Origin of the sequence: Saccharopolyspora sp. NPDC049357 (genome assembly GCF_040677225.1) — a bacterium.
Taxonomy (GTDB): domain Bacteria; phylum Actinomycetota; class Actinomycetes; order Mycobacteriales; family Pseudonocardiaceae; genus Saccharopolyspora.
Genome location: NZ_JBFAQJ010000011.1, coordinates 98,058 through 112,806 on the forward strand (window position 1 = coordinate 98,058; position 14,749 = coordinate 112,806).

General features: G+C 72.5%; 17 protein-coding genes. 13 read left to right on the top strand and 4 right to left on the bottom strand.

The genetic code is table 11. From position 1 onward, the window contains the following. Positions 1 to 76: 76 nt before the first annotated feature. From AB0J91_RS12065 to amaP, 10 genes are all read left to right on the top strand, one after another. On the top strand, positions 77 to 1,009 hold the full coding sequence (locus AB0J91_RS12065; protein WP_363867112.1) for a YihY/virulence factor BrkB family protein: 933 nt from the start codon (positions 77 to 79) through the stop codon (positions 1,007 to 1,009). A gap of 136 nt (positions 1,010 to 1,145) precedes the next feature. Beyond that, positions 1,146 to 1,679 carry a sigma-70 family RNA polymerase sigma factor gene (locus tag AB0J91_RS12070; RefSeq protein ID WP_363867337.1) on the top strand — a complete coding sequence of 178 codons (534 nt, stop codon included), beginning with the start codon at positions 1,146 to 1,148 and terminating at the stop codon, positions 1,677 to 1,679. Then, on the top strand, positions 1,672 to 2,235 hold the full coding sequence (locus AB0J91_RS12075) for a hypothetical protein (RefSeq protein ID WP_363867115.1): 564 nt from the start codon (positions 1,672 to 1,674) through the stop codon (positions 2,233 to 2,235). The genes AB0J91_RS12070 and AB0J91_RS12075 overlap by 8 nt, the downstream gene beginning before the upstream one ends. A gap of 144 nt (positions 2,236 to 2,379) precedes the next feature. Beyond that, positions 2,380 to 2,892, top strand: coding sequence for an Asp23/Gls24 family envelope stress response protein (locus AB0J91_RS12080; protein WP_363790005.1), 513 nt, complete (start codon positions 2,380 to 2,382; stop codon positions 2,890 to 2,892). Positions 2,893 to 2,935: 43 nt separating this feature from the next. Beyond that, positions 2,936 to 3,247 carry a hypothetical protein gene (locus AB0J91_RS12085; protein WP_363867118.1) on the top strand — a complete coding sequence of 104 codons (312 nt, stop codon included), beginning with the start codon at positions 2,936 to 2,938 and terminating at the stop codon, positions 3,245 to 3,247. Continuing rightward, the gene (locus tag AB0J91_RS12090) at positions 3,247 to 3,513 is read left to right on the top strand and encodes a hypothetical protein (protein ID WP_363867121.1); all 267 of its coding nucleotides are present in this window, start codon (positions 3,247 to 3,249) and stop codon (positions 3,511 to 3,513) included. Before AB0J91_RS12085 ends, AB0J91_RS12090 begins: the two co-directional genes overlap by 1 nt. Before the next feature lie 39 nt (positions 3,514 to 3,552). Then, positions 3,553 to 3,732, top strand: coding sequence for a hypothetical protein (locus tag AB0J91_RS12095; RefSeq protein ID WP_363867124.1), 180 nt, complete (start codon positions 3,553 to 3,555; stop codon positions 3,730 to 3,732). After that, on the top strand, positions 3,729 to 4,070 hold the full coding sequence (locus tag AB0J91_RS12100) for a hypothetical protein (protein WP_363867127.1): 342 nt from the start codon (positions 3,729 to 3,731) through the stop codon (positions 4,068 to 4,070). The genes AB0J91_RS12095 and AB0J91_RS12100 overlap by 4 nt, the downstream gene beginning before the upstream one ends. A 5-nt stretch (positions 4,071 to 4,075) precedes the next feature. Further along, on the top strand, positions 4,076 to 4,609 hold the full coding sequence (locus AB0J91_RS12105; protein ID WP_363867130.1) for a DUF6286 domain-containing protein: 534 nt from the start codon (positions 4,076 to 4,078) through the stop codon (positions 4,607 to 4,609). Then, positions 4,609 to 5,223 (top strand): alkaline shock response membrane anchor protein AmaP, encoded by a 615-nt coding sequence (gene amaP / locus AB0J91_RS12110; protein ID WP_363867133.1) that lies wholly within the window; start codon positions 4,609 to 4,611, stop codon positions 5,221 to 5,223. Before AB0J91_RS12105 ends, amaP begins: the two co-directional genes overlap by 1 nt. 4 nt (positions 5,224 to 5,227) lie before the next feature. On the opposite strand, the gene AB0J91_RS12115 is transcribed toward amaP, so the two are convergent. Together AB0J91_RS12115 and AB0J91_RS12120 are read right to left on the bottom strand one after the other, a co-directional pair. Continuing rightward, entirely contained in the window at positions 5,228 to 5,872 is a 645-nt protein-coding gene (locus tag AB0J91_RS12115) for a DUF3159 domain-containing protein (protein ID WP_363867136.1), read from the bottom strand. Beyond that, positions 5,869 to 7,743: a S9 family peptidase gene (locus AB0J91_RS12120; protein WP_363867139.1), complete on the bottom strand. Its 1,875-nt coding sequence runs from the start codon at positions 7,741 to 7,743 to the stop codon at positions 5,869 to 5,871. The genes AB0J91_RS12115 and AB0J91_RS12120 overlap by 4 nt, the downstream gene beginning before the upstream one ends. A gap of 156 nt (positions 7,744 to 7,899) precedes the next feature. Between AB0J91_RS12120 and AB0J91_RS12125 the strand changes: the two genes are divergently transcribed. From AB0J91_RS12125 to AB0J91_RS12135, 3 genes are all read left to right on the top strand, one after another. Then, positions 7,900 to 8,625 carry a MerR family transcriptional regulator gene (locus AB0J91_RS12125; RefSeq protein ID WP_363867142.1) on the top strand — a complete coding sequence of 242 codons (726 nt, stop codon included), beginning with the start codon at positions 7,900 to 7,902 and terminating at the stop codon, positions 8,623 to 8,625. 74 nt (positions 8,626 to 8,699) lie between these two features. Then, positions 8,700 to 9,515 (top strand): polysaccharide lyase, encoded by an 816-nt coding sequence (locus AB0J91_RS12130; RefSeq protein ID WP_363867145.1) that lies wholly within the window; start codon positions 8,700 to 8,702, stop codon positions 9,513 to 9,515. Positions 9,516 to 9,628: 113 nt separating this feature from the next. Then, positions 9,629 to 11,509 carry an N-acetylmuramoyl-L-alanine amidase gene (locus AB0J91_RS12135; RefSeq protein WP_363867148.1) on the top strand — a complete coding sequence of 627 codons (1,881 nt, stop codon included), beginning with the start codon at positions 9,629 to 9,631 and terminating at the stop codon, positions 11,507 to 11,509. Positions 11,510 to 11,528: 19 nt separating this feature from the next. Here AB0J91_RS12135 and AB0J91_RS12140 read toward each other — a convergent pair whose 3' ends face one another. Both AB0J91_RS12140 and AB0J91_RS12145 read right to left on the bottom strand, forming a co-directional pair. Beyond that, a complete protein-coding gene (locus AB0J91_RS12140; protein ID WP_363867151.1) occupies positions 11,529 to 13,247 on the bottom strand; it encodes an ABC transporter permease subunit in 1,719 nt (572 codons plus the stop codon). Further along, entirely contained in the window at positions 13,244 to 14,725 is a 1,482-nt protein-coding gene (locus AB0J91_RS12145; protein WP_363867154.1) for an ABC transporter substrate-binding protein, read from the bottom strand. The genes AB0J91_RS12140 and AB0J91_RS12145 overlap by 4 nt, the downstream gene beginning before the upstream one ends. Between the last annotated feature and the right edge of the window lie 24 nt (positions 14,726 to 14,749).

Consider the following 14,749-nt stretch of genomic DNA (forward strand, 5'->3'; position numbering starts at 1 on the left):
TGACGCCGGGGCCCACCCGCGCATCTCACCGTTCGTGATCACCACGCGAGAAGCAGAGCGCCCGGAGGAGGGAGTCGTGCCGCGCAGCGTCTTCCAGCGGCTTCGACACCCGCGCGACCCGCGGCTGCGGGGCCTGTTCAGGCTGGCCTCCCGCACCGCGGAGGCCAGCGGTCGCTACCGGCTGACCGGCCTGGCCGGCGAGGCCGCGTTCTTCACGCTGACCTCGCTCCCGCCGGTCCTGCTGAGCGTCGTCGGCACCCTCGGCTACCTGGCCGGATGGCTCGGCCGCGAGGACACGGTCGCGGCGGTGGAGAACACCCTGGTGGAGGCCGCCGGAACGGTCCTGTCGCCGCAGGCCATCGATCAGCTGCTGCGGCCGATGCTGCTCGAAGTGCTCGGCTCGGGACGCGCCGGGATCATCTCGATCGGTTTCCTGCTCGCGCTGTGGTCCGGATCGACGGCGCTGAACGTCTACATCGACACGATCTCGGTGGTCTACGGCCTCGGCGGGCAGCGCGGTGTGGTGCGGCAGCGGTTGATGTCGGTGCTGGTCTACGTGGTGGGCCTGCTGGTGGCGCTGATCCTGCTGCCGCTGCTGGCGGTCGGACCGTCGGTGATCGCCGGATGGGTCCCGCAGGCGGCGGGGCTGGTGTACGGGCTGTACTGGCCGCTCATCGTGCTCGGCTCGATCGTGTCGCTGAGCACCCTGTACATGGTCTCGGTCCCGATCCGCACGCCCTGGCGCGAGCACGTCCCGGGCGCCGCGGTGGCACTGGTGGTGTGGCTCGCGGGCAGCTTCGGGCTGCGGATCTACCTGGAGGTGAGCCTGCAGAACTCGCCCGTCTACGGTGCGCTGGCAGCCCCGATGGGCGTGCTGCTGTGGCTGTACGTCACGGCGTTCGCGGTGCTGCTGGGCGCTGTGGTCAACGCCGAGCTCGACACCGTCCAGCCGTCCCGGGTGATCGCCACGGCTCGCCGCGCCCTGCGCGATGACGGGTCCGCGTCGTGATCCCGCCACCGGGTGCGATCATCGAACTCACCGCTGGATGTCCGCGGTGAAGTGGACCTCCGGTGGAGTCGCCTCTGCCGATGAGCTGCGGGAGACTTCGGGCGTGACCGAGCGGGTCGACACCGACAGAGACCTGATGGCCGCCGCCCAGCGCGGCGATGGCGTCGCGTTCGACGAACTGGTCCGCCGGCACACCGCGACGATGTACCGGGTCGCGTTCCGCATCCTCGCCGACCGCGCGGAGGCGGAGGACGCGGTCCAGGAGGCGTGGGTGTCGGCCTGGCGGTCGCTGAACCGCTTCCGGGGCGACGCCGCGCCGACCACGTGGCTGTACCGGGTGGTGACCAACGCGGCGCTCGGCCAGGTCCGCAGGCGCCGTGCCGTTCCGATGGACGTCAGCGACGAATCGATGGACCACCTGATCGCCGACGACGGCACGGGAAATCCGGAAGGGCACGCCGTGCGTTCCGAGGAGGCCGATCTGGTGCACCGCGCGATCGCCACCCTCGAACCCTCGCAACGGGTACCCCTGGTGCTGCGCGAGTTCGAAGGGATGTCGTACGAGGAGATCGCCGAGGTGCTAGAGGTGAACACCGCCGCGTTGCGCTCCCGGTTGCACCGCGCCAGGTTGGCCCTGCTCGCGAAGTTGGAGGAGATGCGCCGTGGGTGAATTTCCCTTCGACCCCGAGCAACAGCTGGCCTGCGGGCACACCTACGGCGAGCTGGTCGAACACCTCGCGGGCGACTCGACGGCGGAGTTCGCCGAGCACGTCGCCGGCTGCCCGCACTGCCGCGCCGCGCTGGACCGGTTGGCCCCCAGCTGGGCGCCGGTGCGCCGCGCGGCCCAGGTCTCCGTGGAACCGCCGAACGGCCTGCTCGACCGGGTGCTGACGACCTCCCGCCGGGCCCGCGGCGTCAACACCGGACCGACGATCGAGATCCCCCAGGAAGGCGGGGCGTTGCGGATTTCCCCGCACGCCACGCTGGTGCTGGCGCGGCGCTTGACCGCCGAGCTGCTCGTGGGCTTCCCCGGTGTCCGGTTGCTGGCGTGCACGGGCGATTCGCAGGAGATCCGCGTCGAGCTCCAGGTGACCTACGGCTCGGACGCCCCGGAGCTGGCGAGTCGGCTGCGCGACGAGGTCGAGGACGGGTTGCGCGGCGCGCTCGGTCCGGGTGCCCCCGCCGTGTGGGTCCGCATCGCCGACGTCTCGTTCCCCGGGGAGTGACGATTCCGTTCTGCCGTGACGCGCGTCACTCCGCCGTCACAGATCTCCGCGAGGCCGCATCTGATCTTCCGTCGGCAGCGGTTCGGCCCGGCCCGCGGTGTTCGCGGTCGGGCGGCCGCGAGTGATCGAGCGGAAGGAATCACCATGCCCCAGTCGAGCGGCAACTCCACCCAGCGCACCGAGTCCCAGGACGTCTCGACCTCGGTGACCACCGGCTCCGGCGCGGGATCGGTTCGGCCCACCGAGCAGACCTCGCAGGGCAAGACCACGATCGCGGCCTCGGTGGTGCAGAAGATCGCGGGCATCGCGGCGCGCGAGATCTCCGGGGTGCACGCGATGGGCGGCGGGGTCTCCCGCGCCTTCGGTGCGATCCGGGAGCGCATTCCGGGTGGTAGCGGCACCTCGTCGACCTCGGGCGTGCAGGTCGAGGTCGGGGAGAAGCAGGCGGCCGTCGACCTGGACATCATCGTCGAGTACGGCGCGTCCATCTCGGAGATCGCCCGCGCGGTGCGCCGCAACGTCATCAGCGGTGTCGAGCGGATGACCGGTCTCGAGGTCATCGAGGTGAACATCGCGGTCAACGACATCCACCTGCCTTCCGACGAAGGCCAGGACAACGAGGGCGCTTCCAGCGGCGCCTCCTCCCGGGTGGAGTGACCGTGGCGTCCGCCCACCTCCCGCGCTGCGCGGAGGAATCGGGATGAGCCCCGGCGCAGCTGAGGTGGCCGACCAGGTCGCCGCGGCCGTGCTGGCGCACCCGGCGGTGGCCGGGCTGCACGGCGGGAGTTTCGGCACCACTGCCACGCACCTGCCCGGCCGTCGGGTCGTCGGCGTTCGACTCGGCGACGCGCAGGACGCGGTCGAGGTCGGAGTGGTGCTGCGGCTCGGCGACCCGCTGCCGGACGTCGTGGACCAGCTGCGGCGGCGAGTTGCCGCGGTCGTCGGCGATGTCTCGGTGGACGTGGTGGTCGGCGCCGTCGTGGCGCCAGGCGAGGAACCGGGAGACAGCTGATGGTCCGCGAACCGGATCCGGACGCGCGGCGCCGGTATCGCGCTTTCATCCGGGCCAACCACCCCGACGCGGGTGGTGATCCGGAGGTGTTCGCAGCGGGTCTGGAACGGCTTCGCGACCGCTCGCGGCCGGAGCGGGGACGCGACGGCCGTCCAGACCGCTGCGACGCCCCGGTGCACGTGGTCCCCAACGCGCGGATGGTGACCCGGCTCGCCGGCCGGGTCCGCGCCTGGCGTCGGCGCAGGAAGCGCAGCCGGGTGCGGTGAGAGATCGCCTCGATCGAGGCGACGAGGAGGGTGTGGCGAATGAACGCTGTGCAGACAGGGCTGCTGGCCGGGTTGATCCTCGGAGTTGCCGCTGCGGCAGGAGGTTTCACCGGTTTCCTGATCGCGCTGGTCCTCGGTGCGATCGGTGTGGTGGTCGGCCGGGTCGTCGAGGGGGAACTGGACCTCGGAGAGGTGTTCGGTCGGGGCGGCGACCGGTGAGCGCCCCGGTCGCCGAGGCGCAGGACGCGGGTGAGCGCGGCTCGCTGGAGATCGACCGCGGCGTGCTCCGCAAGATCGTCGAGCACGCCGCGAGCGGGGTCGCGGGCGTCGCGCGCACCCGTCGCGGACCGAGCGCGAAGCTCTCCGGGCCCGCCGAGGAACTGCGCATCCGGCTGGATCTGCCGGTGAGCTACCCGGAACCGGTCCCGGAGACCGCCCGTGCGGTGCGCGAGGCCGTGTCCGAGGAGCTGGAGCGGCTGGCCGATGCCGGGGTGCTGAACGTGGAGGTCACCATCTCCGCCCTGGTGCCCGCCGCCCGACGAAACCGAGTGGAGTGAGTCCCGTGCGCGTCGTCGTCCGATTGCTCACGTCCCTGGCGGGGCTGGTCGTGCTCGCCGGCGGAGTGCTGCTGATCGTGGAGGTCGTCGGGGTCTGGGTTCGCCCGGACTCGGGCGGCGTGCTGGTCCCGTGGTCGGCCGCTCGGCCCGCGCTGAGCGGGCTGACCTGGCGAGACGGTCCGGTGCTGGCTGTCGCTGCCGGGTGCGCGGTGCTCGGTGCGGTGCTGCTGCTGGTCTCGCTGCTCGCGGGACGCCGGGTCATCCGGCTGCTCGACCCGGCGCCGGAGGTGACGGTCACGACCGATCCCCGTTCGCTGGCGAGGGTGGTCGGCCACCGGGTGCGCGTCGAGGACGGTGTGGCTGCCGCGGCGGTGACCGCCCGTCGGAAGCGGGTGCGGGTGAGGGTGACCGGGCGGTTCCGCGCCGTCGGCGATCTGCGGGACCGGGCGGCGACCACCGCGTCCGCCGCGGTCGAGGGGCTGCCGCTGCGGCGCGGCCCGAGGGTGTCGGTGTCGGTCTCTCCGGCGAAGGAGCGGTGATGACGAAGGTGAACGGGGATGTGCGGCCGAGCCGCACGCCGATCGGGCGATCGCTGGGATTCGAGCGTTCGCTGCTGAGCGTGCTCGCGCTCGTGCTGCTGGCTGCGGGCGCCTCGGCGCTGGTCGTCGGTACGGGTCTGCTCGGCCGGTTCCGCGCGGGACGGCCGGTGCTGGACCCGCTGCTGGAGAGCTGGGTCGGTGCGAACCGGGTGCCGTTCCTGGTCGGCGCCGCTGCGCTGGGCGCGGTGCTGGTGGTCATCGGGCTCTGGTGGCTGCTGCGTTCGCTGCGCCCGGAGGGGCGGCCGGACGTGCCGCTGGCCGACGAGGACGGCGGTTCGGCCACCATCACCTCCGGAGCGCTCGCCGCGGCGGTGCGCGCCGACGCCGAGCAGGTCGCGGGAGTCAGCCGCGCCCGGGTGCGTATGGCCGGCACCGAGCAGCGGCCGCATCTGCGACTCGCGCTGTCCTTGCAGGAAGGCGCGGACCTGCGCGGGGTGTGGGCGGAGCTGGACGACAAGGTCCTCGACCGCGCACGCCGAGCGCTGGGGGCAGAACGGCTGCCGGCCGCGATCCACTTCCGGTTGGATCGCGCGGCCGGCCGCCGGGTCAGCTGATCGGTCAGGGCTTGAGGACCTTCGTGGTGCGGCGGAAGGCCCAGAGGACGACCAGGGCGGCCAGCGCGGTCAGCGGGGTGCCCATGGCGATCTTGGCGAAGGCCAGCCAGCCGGTGGAATCGGCGAGGTAGAGCCATTCCTTGACCACGAACCGGCCCGCGAAGACCAGCAGCACCGCCAGCGACGCGAGGTAGTGGGCGCGCAGCGCGGACCGGTTCTGGCGCCAGGCGTTCTCGCCGCCGTGCAGGAGGTTCCAGATGACCCCGGTCAGCGGACGTCCGGCGAGCATCGAGACGAGCACGACGACCGCCCCGGCGAGGCTGGCCCAGATCCCGATGAGGAAGAAGTCCTTGGCCGAGCCGGTCCAGGCCGCGACACCGCCGGCGGCGGCGATGGCCAGCACGCCGCCGAGGGCCGAGGACAGCTTCTCGCCGCGCAGCACGCGGAAACCCGTGAGCGCCAAGGCCACCGCGAGCGCGACCCCGATCGACGGGGTCAGCGGCAGGAACGCGGTGGCGGTCACGAACACCACGACGGGCAGCGTCGTGTACAGCATCCCCATCGGTCCGCCGAGGCCGTCGAGCAGCGTCTGCTGGACGTTGACGGGCTGCTGCTCGCTCTGGGGCGAATCGGCTTCTGTCGCGGTCATTTCACGTCTCCTATGTGGCGGGTGATGAAGCGGTCGGCTGCCTGGAACATGGCGATGACGTTCTCCCGGTTGACGAACATGTGCCCTTCGTCGTCGAAGACCAGGTACTCGACCTCGATGCCGCGCGCGCGGACGGCGTCGACGATCAGGTCCGACTCCTGCTGCACGACGCGGGCGTCGTTGGCGCCCTGGACGACCAGCAGCGGGGCGCGGATCGCGTCGACGCGGGTGATCGGCGAGCGGGCCAGCATGTCGGCCTCCTGCTCCGGATCGGCCGGGTCGCCGACGTAGCGGAACCAGTTGTTGACCAGCCCGGGTTTGACGAAATCGGGTTGGGTGCGCATGAAGTTCGCGAGGTTGGAGATGCCGACGTAGTCGACTACGGCCGCGAAGCGGTCGGGCGTGAAGGCGGCGCCGACGAGCGCCGCGTAACCGCCGTAGGAGCCGCCGAAGATCGCGACCCGGTCGGGGTCGGCGTAGCCCTGCTCGACGGCCCAGTCGACACCGTCGATGAGGTCGTCGTGCATCGCTCCGGCGAACTCGCCGATCGCGGCCTGCGTGTGCGCCTTGCCGAACCCGGTCGAACCCCGGAAGTTCACTTGCAGGACCGCGCAGCCGCGGTTGGCGAACAGCTGCGCCACCGGGTCGAAACCCCACGCGTCGCGTGCCCACGGTCCACCGTGGACCAGCAGCACCAGCGGCAGCTTCGACGGTTCCACGCCGACCGGGATGGTCAGGTACGACGGCAGCTCCAGCCCGTCGCGGGCGGTGATGGTCACCGGCGTCATCGGGGCCAGCGACTCGGGGTCGAGGTGCGGCCACGGCCGGAACAGCAGCCGCCGCTCACCGGTGGAGTGGTCGTAGAACCAGGTGGCGCCCGGGTCGCGGTCGTGGTTGAACGAGGCGATCCAGCGCTGCCCGGCGTCGTCGGAGGTGAGCTCGCCGAGGTCGCCGTCGGAGAGCTCCTGGAGTCGGGCCAGCACCTCGGCGAAGTGCGGGTCGAGCGCCCGGATCTCCTGTCGTTCGCCGAGGTAGCGGACGCCGAGCAGCTCGCCGGCGCGGTCGCGGATCAGCGTCGCGGGAGCGGTGGGGAACACCTGCGGGCGCGGATCGAGGTCGAAGGTCGGGTGGCTGTCGACCTCGGTCGACTCACCGGTGGCGAGGTCAATGCGGACCAGGCGGGTCCGGTCGGTGCCCTCGTTGGTGCCGAACCACATGCCGGTGCCGTCGGGCGTCATCTGCGACATGCCGCCGACCGGGTGGTCGGCGCCCGGCAGCAGCAGCACGCGCCGCAGCGCGCCGTCGTCATCCGAGCGCAGGATCTCGACGTCGCCGTCGGCGGTGAGCGCGGTGGCCAGCAGCTCCCCGCCACCGGCCTGGAACCAGCTCATGCCGAGTCCCGGGCATTCACCGAGCATCGTGAGCTCGCCGGTGGCGATGTCGAGCTCGTGCAGGTCGAACTCGGCCGGGTTGCGCGCGTTCAGCAGGAGCGCGAGCCTGCCGGGACGGCCGATGGACGGTTCGGCCGAGACCACCCGCGCGCCGGGGAACGGCGTGAGGTCCACGGCAGGCGCGCTGGGGGCATCCAGGTCCACCCGGTGCAGGTGCCAGTTCTCGTCGCCGCCGTCGTCTTGCAGGTAGAGCAGCCAGCGCGGATCGTCGGTCCAGTGGAAGCTCTGCACGCTGCGGGTCTCGTCGGCGGTCACGCACCGCGGCTCGGCATCCGCGTCGAGGTCCTGCACCCACACGTTGAGCCGGTTCTTCCAGGGCGCGAGGAACGCGAACCTGGTGCCGTCCGGCGAGATCCGCGCCTTGGCGCGCTGCGGGTCGGCGAAGAGGTCCTCTACCGCGATGTGGTCGGGTCTGGCCATGTCATCCCCCTCGTTCGTGGCTGTGGAACAAGGAGACGGTGTGCCGCTGCGGCATGCTCAAGCCCGCGGCGGAGTGATGCGCCTCACCCTTGACCATGCCGCAGCGGCACGGTTTTGACTACGACGTGCAACGCCCTTGAGACGAGGAGAAACCCGGTGGCCTGGAGCACCCGCGAGATCGCCGAGCTGGCGGGCACGAGCCTGCGCGCCGTGCGGCACTACCACGAGGTGGGGCTGCTCGACGAGCCCGAACGCCGGGCCAACGGCTACAAGCAGTACGGCGTCGCCCACCTGGTCCGGTTGCTGCGCATCAAGCGCCTGGTCGACCTCGGGTTCTCGCTGTCCCAGATCGCCGCCATGGGCGACGCCGACGACCACCCGGAGGAAGCCCTGCGCGCTCTCGACGCGGAACTCGCCGCCACCATCGAACGACTGCAACGAGCCCGCGTGGAGCTCGGTCTCCTCCTGCACCAGGCCACGCCCACCGACCTGCCGCCCGAACTCGGCTCCGCCGCGGCGGAGACCCCGATGACCGAGACGGACCGCTCGTTCCTCGTCGTGATCTCCAGGGTCCTCGGTCCGCAGGGGATGCAGGCCTACGTCGACATGTTGCAGAACGCCTCGGTCGAGGACGCCTCCCCGGAGTTCGACGACCTGCCCGCCGACGCCGACGAACCCACCCGCCAGGCCGTCGCCGAAGGGCTCGCCGAGGTCACCCGAACTCTCTACGAGAAGCACCCCGGCCTGCTCGAACTCGACGCCGACGCCCCCGGCGGCTCCCGGCACGCCTGGATCACCGCGGGCAAAGCCCTCGCCGACCTCTACAACCCGGCCCAGCTCGACGTCCTGCGCCGAGTCCACCACCTCGTCCACGGCACCTGACCCGCGGCAGGTTCCCGCCAGGGCGTTGACCGGGTGGGGGTGGGGGTGTGTCCTCGTGGTCGAGGTGATCAACGATGCGCACTCACCGATCTCGCCGAGCGGCAGGGCTTCTCGGCTTCGTGCTGGCCGCGGCGGTCTCGCTGCCCGCGACGGCGTCGGCTGCGGATCCGTGGAACGGGAACTTCACCGACTTCCCGGACGATTCCTGGTCGCAGCAGTGGGGTGTGGTCGGTGACGGGCAGTTCGGGTTCGACCGGATGTCCGGCCAGGACGGGGCCGTGGACGTGTTCTACGGCCGGGGTTCGTCCGCACCGTCCTGCGAGGACTGCCCCAGCGAAGGCGGCGGCCAGTTCTACAGCGACTTCACCGCCGCCGGGCGCGGCGACCTCGCCGAGGCGCGCAGCCTCCAGCTGACCTACCAGGTGCGGTTCCCGGCGGACTGGGACTTCGGCAAGGGCGGCAAGCTGCCCGGCCTCTACGGCGGGAAGCCCGGCGAGGCCGGGGGCGGGAACCACGGTCAGGCGTGGTCGACCCGGTACATGTGGCGCAACGACAGCGGTTCCGGCGCGCGCAGTGCCGACGGCGAGGTCTACGTCTACGACCCGTCGATGGGTGACGGCTACGGCGAGGACGTCGGCCGCGGAGCCTGGCAGTGGCAGGCCGACGACCAGTGGCACACCGTGCAGCAGACCGTGGACCGCGACAGCGGGCGGATCGTGGTGAGCGTCGACGGCCAGCAGGTGCTCGACGAGCAGGGGATCCAGCAGATCTCCGACATCCCCTTCGCCGGCATCTTCTTCTCCACGTTCTTCGGCGGCCACGCCACCGAGTGGGGCCCGAGCCACGACGTGCGCGCCCAGTTCCGCGATTTCCAGGTCAGCACGCCCTGACGGGTAACGAGCGGGCGGCGGTTGCATAAACTCGCCGACGCGCCCGCGACCGGAGGAGGACATTCCGTTCCCGAGCGCTCCATCGTGAGCGGGACATCGAACGGGAGGCCCGGGTGAAGGCACAGGCGAAGCGACGCGCGCTGTGGGCGGCGGTGACCGCGGGGCTGCTGATCAGCACCGCTCCCGCTCACGCGGCGGATCCGGATACCGCGGTGCAGCGGACGTTCGAGTCGGCCGCGGCTGAGTTCGGGGTTCCCGCACCGCTTCTGATGGCCACGTCCTACCAGCTCACCAGGTGGGAGGACCACCACGGCGAGCAGAGCAGGGCAGGCGGATACGGGCCGATGCACCTCACCGAGGTCGACGTGGCCCAGCTGCGCGAGGAGAACCCGAAGCTGCGCGAGCTCGCCGACCACCCGGCGCTGCACACGCTGCCGGAAGCCGCGGAGCTCGTGGGCGTTCCGGCGGAGACGCTCAAGCGCGACCCGGAGCAGAACGTCCGCGCCGGGGCCGCGCTGCTCGCCGAGCGCGCCAAGCGGCTCGGCGGCGGTGAGCTCCCGAACGACCTCGGCGCCTGGTACCCGGCGATCGCCGACCTCAGCGGCAGCCCGCGGACCAGCGGGGCGCAGGACTTCGCCGACAGCGTCTACGACGTGCTCGACCAAGGGCGTTCCCGCACCACCTCCAGCGGGCAGCACGTCGCGTTCTCCCGGATCCCCGAGGTGGAACCCGACCGCGACCTCTCCGCGACCGCTCTCGCCGAGGACGAAGCGGAATCCGAAGCCGAGTGCCCGGATTCGCTGGACTGCCGCTTCATCCCGGCCGCCTACGCGCCGACCGACCCGGAGAACCCCGCGGCCGGGTACGGGAACTACGACACCGCCGAGCGGCCCGACGACGTGGAGATCGACTCGATCGTCATCCACGACACCGAAGTCGCCTACCAGACGGCGATCTCGCTGTTCCAGGACCCGGCGCACGGTGCCGCCTCGCACTACGTGATCCGGTCGTCCGACGGCGAGGTCACGCAGATGGTGCCGACCAAGGACATGCCGTGGCACGCCGGTAGCTGGGACCGGAACATGCACTCCATCGGCATCGAGCACGAGGGCTGGGCCAACGAGGGCGGCACCTGGTACACCGAGGCGATGTACCGCTCGTCGGCGAAGCTCGTGCGGTACCTGGCGGAGAAGTACGACATCCCGCTGGACCGCGAGCACGTCGTCGGCCACGACGAGGTCAGCGCCGACAAGCCCACCGGCGCCGGGTCCGAGCACTACGACCCGGGTCCGTACTGGGACTGGGCGCACTACATGAACCTCGTCGGGGCACCGCTCGACGGCGAGCGCGGCGAAGGCGAAGCGGTGACCATCCACCCGCGCTTCGCCACCAATCAGCCGCCGGTCACCGAATGCCCGGACGGCGCCTGCCAGGAACTCCCCGCGCAACCGGCGAACTTCCTGCACCTGCGCACCGAACCGCGCGACGACGCACCGCTGCTGAGCAACCCGGCGGTGCACCCCGACGGCGAACCCGGCACCACCCGCATCGAGGACTGGTCGGCCAAGGCCACCACCGGTCAGAGCTACGCCGTCGCCGAGCGGCGGGGTGACTGGCTGGCGATCTGGTTCGACGGGAAGAAGGCGTGGCTGCGCGATCCGGGCGGCGAGAACACCGCTCCCGCCGAGGACGCCGAGCTCGTCGAGGCCCGCCGCGACGGCATCCCGACCTACGGCATGGCGGCCCCGTCACCGCGCGAGTACCCGGAGGGCATCGACCCCACCGTGGTCGACCCGCTGCCGTACACCATCCCGGCCGGGCAGGTGTACGTCGCCGGGGACGACGTGGGAGCGACGGACTACCACGTCGGCTACGACGGTCTCGAAGACCCGGACAACCACGTGGTCATCAGCGGAGCCGAGCAGTACGTGCGGCTCTCCTACAACCACCGCTGGGTGTACGTGAAGCGATCGGACATCAAGCCGGTCGCGTGACGCAGGCGGATTCCGGTGGTCAGCCCGGTTCGGAACCACCCGGTGCGTGCGGGGCCAGCGCGGCGGTGATCCCGAGCAGGGTGAGCCCCGCGGTCGGGAAGAGCACGCTCCAGGGGGCGGTTTCGGCGTAGTCGATGGACTGCGCGAGGTTCGCGCCCCACTCCGGGGAGTCGTGCGGCGCCGCCAGCCCCAGGTAGCCGAGGCCCGCGAGGGCGAGGGCGTTGTGCGGCAACCGGATCAGCGCGTGCCGCAGGACCGGCGTGAACACAGAGGGCAGCAGGTGCCGGGTGATGACGTGCGCCCGGCTCGCGCCGGTGGCGATGGCGGTGCGGACGAAACCCGAGGCGCGCACCTCGGCCGTCAGGGTCCGGGCGTGCACCGCCAGGGGGATCCAGGCGACCGAGCAGACCGCGATGACGGCGCTGAGCATCCCCGGCCCGGCCACGGCCGCGACCACGACGCCCGCCAGCACCGGCGGCACCGCGTTGAGGACGTCGGCGACGCCCGCGCGGGTGCGGGTCATGCCCGAGGCCAGACCGAGGACCAGCGCCACCGCGCTGACCACCAGCGATCCGCCGATGCTGAGCAGCGCGCCGTGGCCGAAGCGGGCGAGCAGGTCGCGGCCCAGCGAGTCGGTGCCGAAGGGGTGCGCGGACGTTGGGGCCTGCAGCCGGTCGGTCAGCGAGATCGCGTTCGGGTCGCGCAGCAGGCCGGCCAGCACGGCGGCCGCCAGCACTCCGGCCGCCACCAGCGCCCAGCGCGCGCTCCCCCTCGAGTCCGATGTGGACTGCGGGATGCCCGTGCTGTGCAGTGCGGGGCCCAGCATCCACCGGTGCGCGAGGACGCCCAGGCCGCCGAGCACCAGGCCCAGCAGGGCCAGCACGATCACGCACCCCTGCACCAGCGGGAGGTCCTGCGCGAGAACCGCGTTCAGCGCGGTCGCGCCGAGACCGGGGATGGCGAAGACCGCCTCGACCACGATCCCCGAACCGAGCAGTCCGACGAACAGCAGGACCAGCTGCGGGAACGCCACCGCCACCGCGCGCCGCACCACGGCCCGCAGCACCGCGCGCCTGCGAAACCCGTTGGCCCGCCACACCCGCACCCACGGCTCGGCCAGCGCGCCGTCGATCGCGCTCGCCAGCACCCGGCCGAGGGCACCGGCGGCCGGAAGTCCCAGCGCCAGCGCCGGGAGCGGCATGTTCGCCGGACCGGACCAGCCCGAGGTCGGAGCCAGCCTCCAGTCCACGGCGAGCAGCACCAGCAGCCCGGTGGCGAGCAGGAACTCGGGCAACGCGGCGAGCACGGCGCCGGTGGCCAGCGCGCCCCTGCCGACACCACCGGAGCCCTGGGCGGCCCGCCACAGGCTCGGCGCCAGCACCAGCAGCGCGCACACCAGCGCCGTCAGCGCGGCGACGAGGGCCAGCGTGATGGAGATGCCCGCGGCCCGGCCGATCGAATCCGACACCGGAACGCCGCTCACCCAGGACCGCCCGAAGTCCCCGCGCACCGCACCCGCCAGCCAGCTCAGCGCTCCGGTCACCGGGTCGTCGGGGATGCCGACGTCGCGCCGGATCGCGGCGAGCACGGCCGGGTCGAGCTCCTGCTCGGCGGAGCGGGCGCGCAGCACGGTCTGCGCCGGGTCGTCGCCGCGCAGCCACGGCAGCGCGCCGACCACGAACGCTGGGACGAGCACGGCGCCGGCGGTGACGAGGAGTCCGCGCAGCACCTTCCTCATGCGCCGTGCGAGGTTTCGACGGTGATCAGCCTCCGGTCGAAGCCGTCCTCGGCGACCCCGCTGACGCCGGGAGCGACGCCGATGCGGCTGCGCTCGTGCGCGATCGGGACGATCGCGTCGGTGCCGAGCACCTGCTCGGCGATGCGCACCGCGGCGCGTTCGCGCTCCTCCGGGGGTGCGGGCTGGGCGGCCTCGACGGCGGCGTCGATTGCCGGGTCGCACAGCCGCGACAGGTTGTACCCGCCGTCGCAGGTCCAGTCGCTGCGCAGGTAGCCGATGGGGTCACCGGTGTCCACCGAGTAGTTGCGGGCGCCGATCACCACGTCGTAGGCGCCGGAGAGCAGGTCGGACTCCATCGTGGAGAACTCCTGCACGACCACGTCGGTCACCTCGAAACCGGCGTTGCGCAGGTCCTCGGCGACCACCGAGGCGATCTCGGGCAGTTCCGGGCGCTCGTCGTAGGTGGCGATGCGGATGCGGCCGCGCGGCTGGGCCGCGGGAGCCGGAGGTAGCGGGGCGGCGGTCGCCCACGGGCTCGCCGGGCCGAACAGACCCCGCGCCGGGTCGGCTTGACCCGCGTAGACGCCCTCGGCGATGCGGGCGGGGTCGATGGCCTGCCGCGCCGCCGCGCGCATCGCCGGGTCGGCGAACACCGCGGAGCGGGTGTTGAGGTGCGCGCCGACCAGCCGGGGCAGCGGCACGTCGAGGACCTCGTTGCCCTCGACGGCGGGCAGCTGCGAGACGGGCACGGTGTCGACCACGTCGACCTCGCCCGCGCGCAGCGCGTTGGCCCGGCTCGCGCCGTCGGCGATGAACCGCGCGTCCACACCGGACGCCTTCGGCGCACCGCCCCAGTAGCGCGGATTGGCGTTGAGCGTCGCGCCTGCCGCGCCCTGCACCGAGTCGAGCACGTAGGGGCCGGTTCCGGCGCGCACCGGGTTCGGCGCAGCCGGGTCCGCGTAGGCCGCGGGGGCGAGGACCGCCAGCTGCGGGGCGGTGAGCCGCTGCGGCAGGATCGGGTCCGGTCGCGCGGTGGTGATCTCCAGCGTCCGCTCACCCGCGGCCTTCGCCGTGAGCTGCACGCCTTTGAGCGCGCGGGGCGGGGTCGTGGCGGTGACGACGCGGTTCAGGGATGCGGCGGCGTGCTCGGCGGTCAGCGGTGTGCCGTCGTGGAAGGTGACGCCCGCGCGCAGGTTCAGCCGCAGAGTGAGCGGGTCGGTCTGCTCCCAGCTCTCGGCCAGCGCGGGCCGCGCGGTGCCGTCGCGGTCGAGGACGGTGAGCGTTTCGGCGGCTCCGAGCTTGGTGAGCAGCAGCGCGTCGTCGCTGTGGGGCGAGAGGTTCGCGACCGGCTGGAACGACATGGCCACGCCCAGCCGGTCGTCCGCACCACCGCCGGGAGCGGCGGCGAAGCAACCGGAGAGCACGAGCGCACCGGCTAACAGCGCGGCGACGCGGGTGAGTCCCTGGGGCGAGGGCATGGGGGACGAACCTCCTCGGGTGCG

Excerpts from the sequence above, each read along its gene's own strand:
- AB0J91_RS12070 (WP_363867337.1), top strand. The coding sequence starts at position 1,146 with ATGGCCGCCGCCCAGCGCGGCGATGGCGTCGCGTTCGACGAACTGGTC.
- AB0J91_RS12080 (WP_363790005.1), top strand. The coding sequence starts at position 2,380 with ATGCCCCAGTCGAGCGGCAACTCCACCCAGCGCACCGAGTCCCAGGAC.
- AB0J91_RS12085 (WP_363867118.1), top strand. The coding sequence starts at position 2,936 with ATGAGCCCCGGCGCAGCTGAGGTGGCCGACCAGGTCGCCGCGGCCGTG.
- AB0J91_RS12090 (WP_363867121.1), top strand. The coding sequence starts at position 3,247 with ATGGTCCGCGAACCGGATCCGGACGCGCGGCGCCGGTATCGCGCTTTC.
- AB0J91_RS12095 (WP_363867124.1), top strand. The coding sequence starts at position 3,553 with ATGAACGCTGTGCAGACAGGGCTGCTGGCCGGGTTGATCCTCGGAGTT.
- amaP (WP_363867133.1), top strand. The coding sequence starts at position 4,609 with ATGACGAAGGTGAACGGGGATGTGCGGCCGAGCCGCACGCCGATCGGG.
- AB0J91_RS12115 (WP_363867136.1), bottom strand. The coding sequence starts at position 5,872 with ATGACCGCGACAGAAGCCGATTCGCCCCAGAGCGAGCAGCAGCCCGTC.
- AB0J91_RS12120 (WP_363867139.1), bottom strand. The coding sequence starts at position 7,743 with ATGGCCAGACCCGACCACATCGCGGTAGAGGACCTCTTCGCCGACCCG.
- AB0J91_RS12130 (WP_363867145.1), top strand. The coding sequence starts at position 8,700 with ATGCGCACTCACCGATCTCGCCGAGCGGCAGGGCTTCTCGGCTTCGTG.
- AB0J91_RS12140 (WP_363867151.1), bottom strand. The coding sequence starts at position 13,247 with ATGAGGAAGGTGCTGCGCGGACTCCTCGTCACCGCCGGCGCCGTGCTC.
- AB0J91_RS12145 (WP_363867154.1), bottom strand. The coding sequence starts at position 14,725 with ATGCCCTCGCCCCAGGGACTCACCCGCGTCGCCGCGCTGTTAGCCGGT.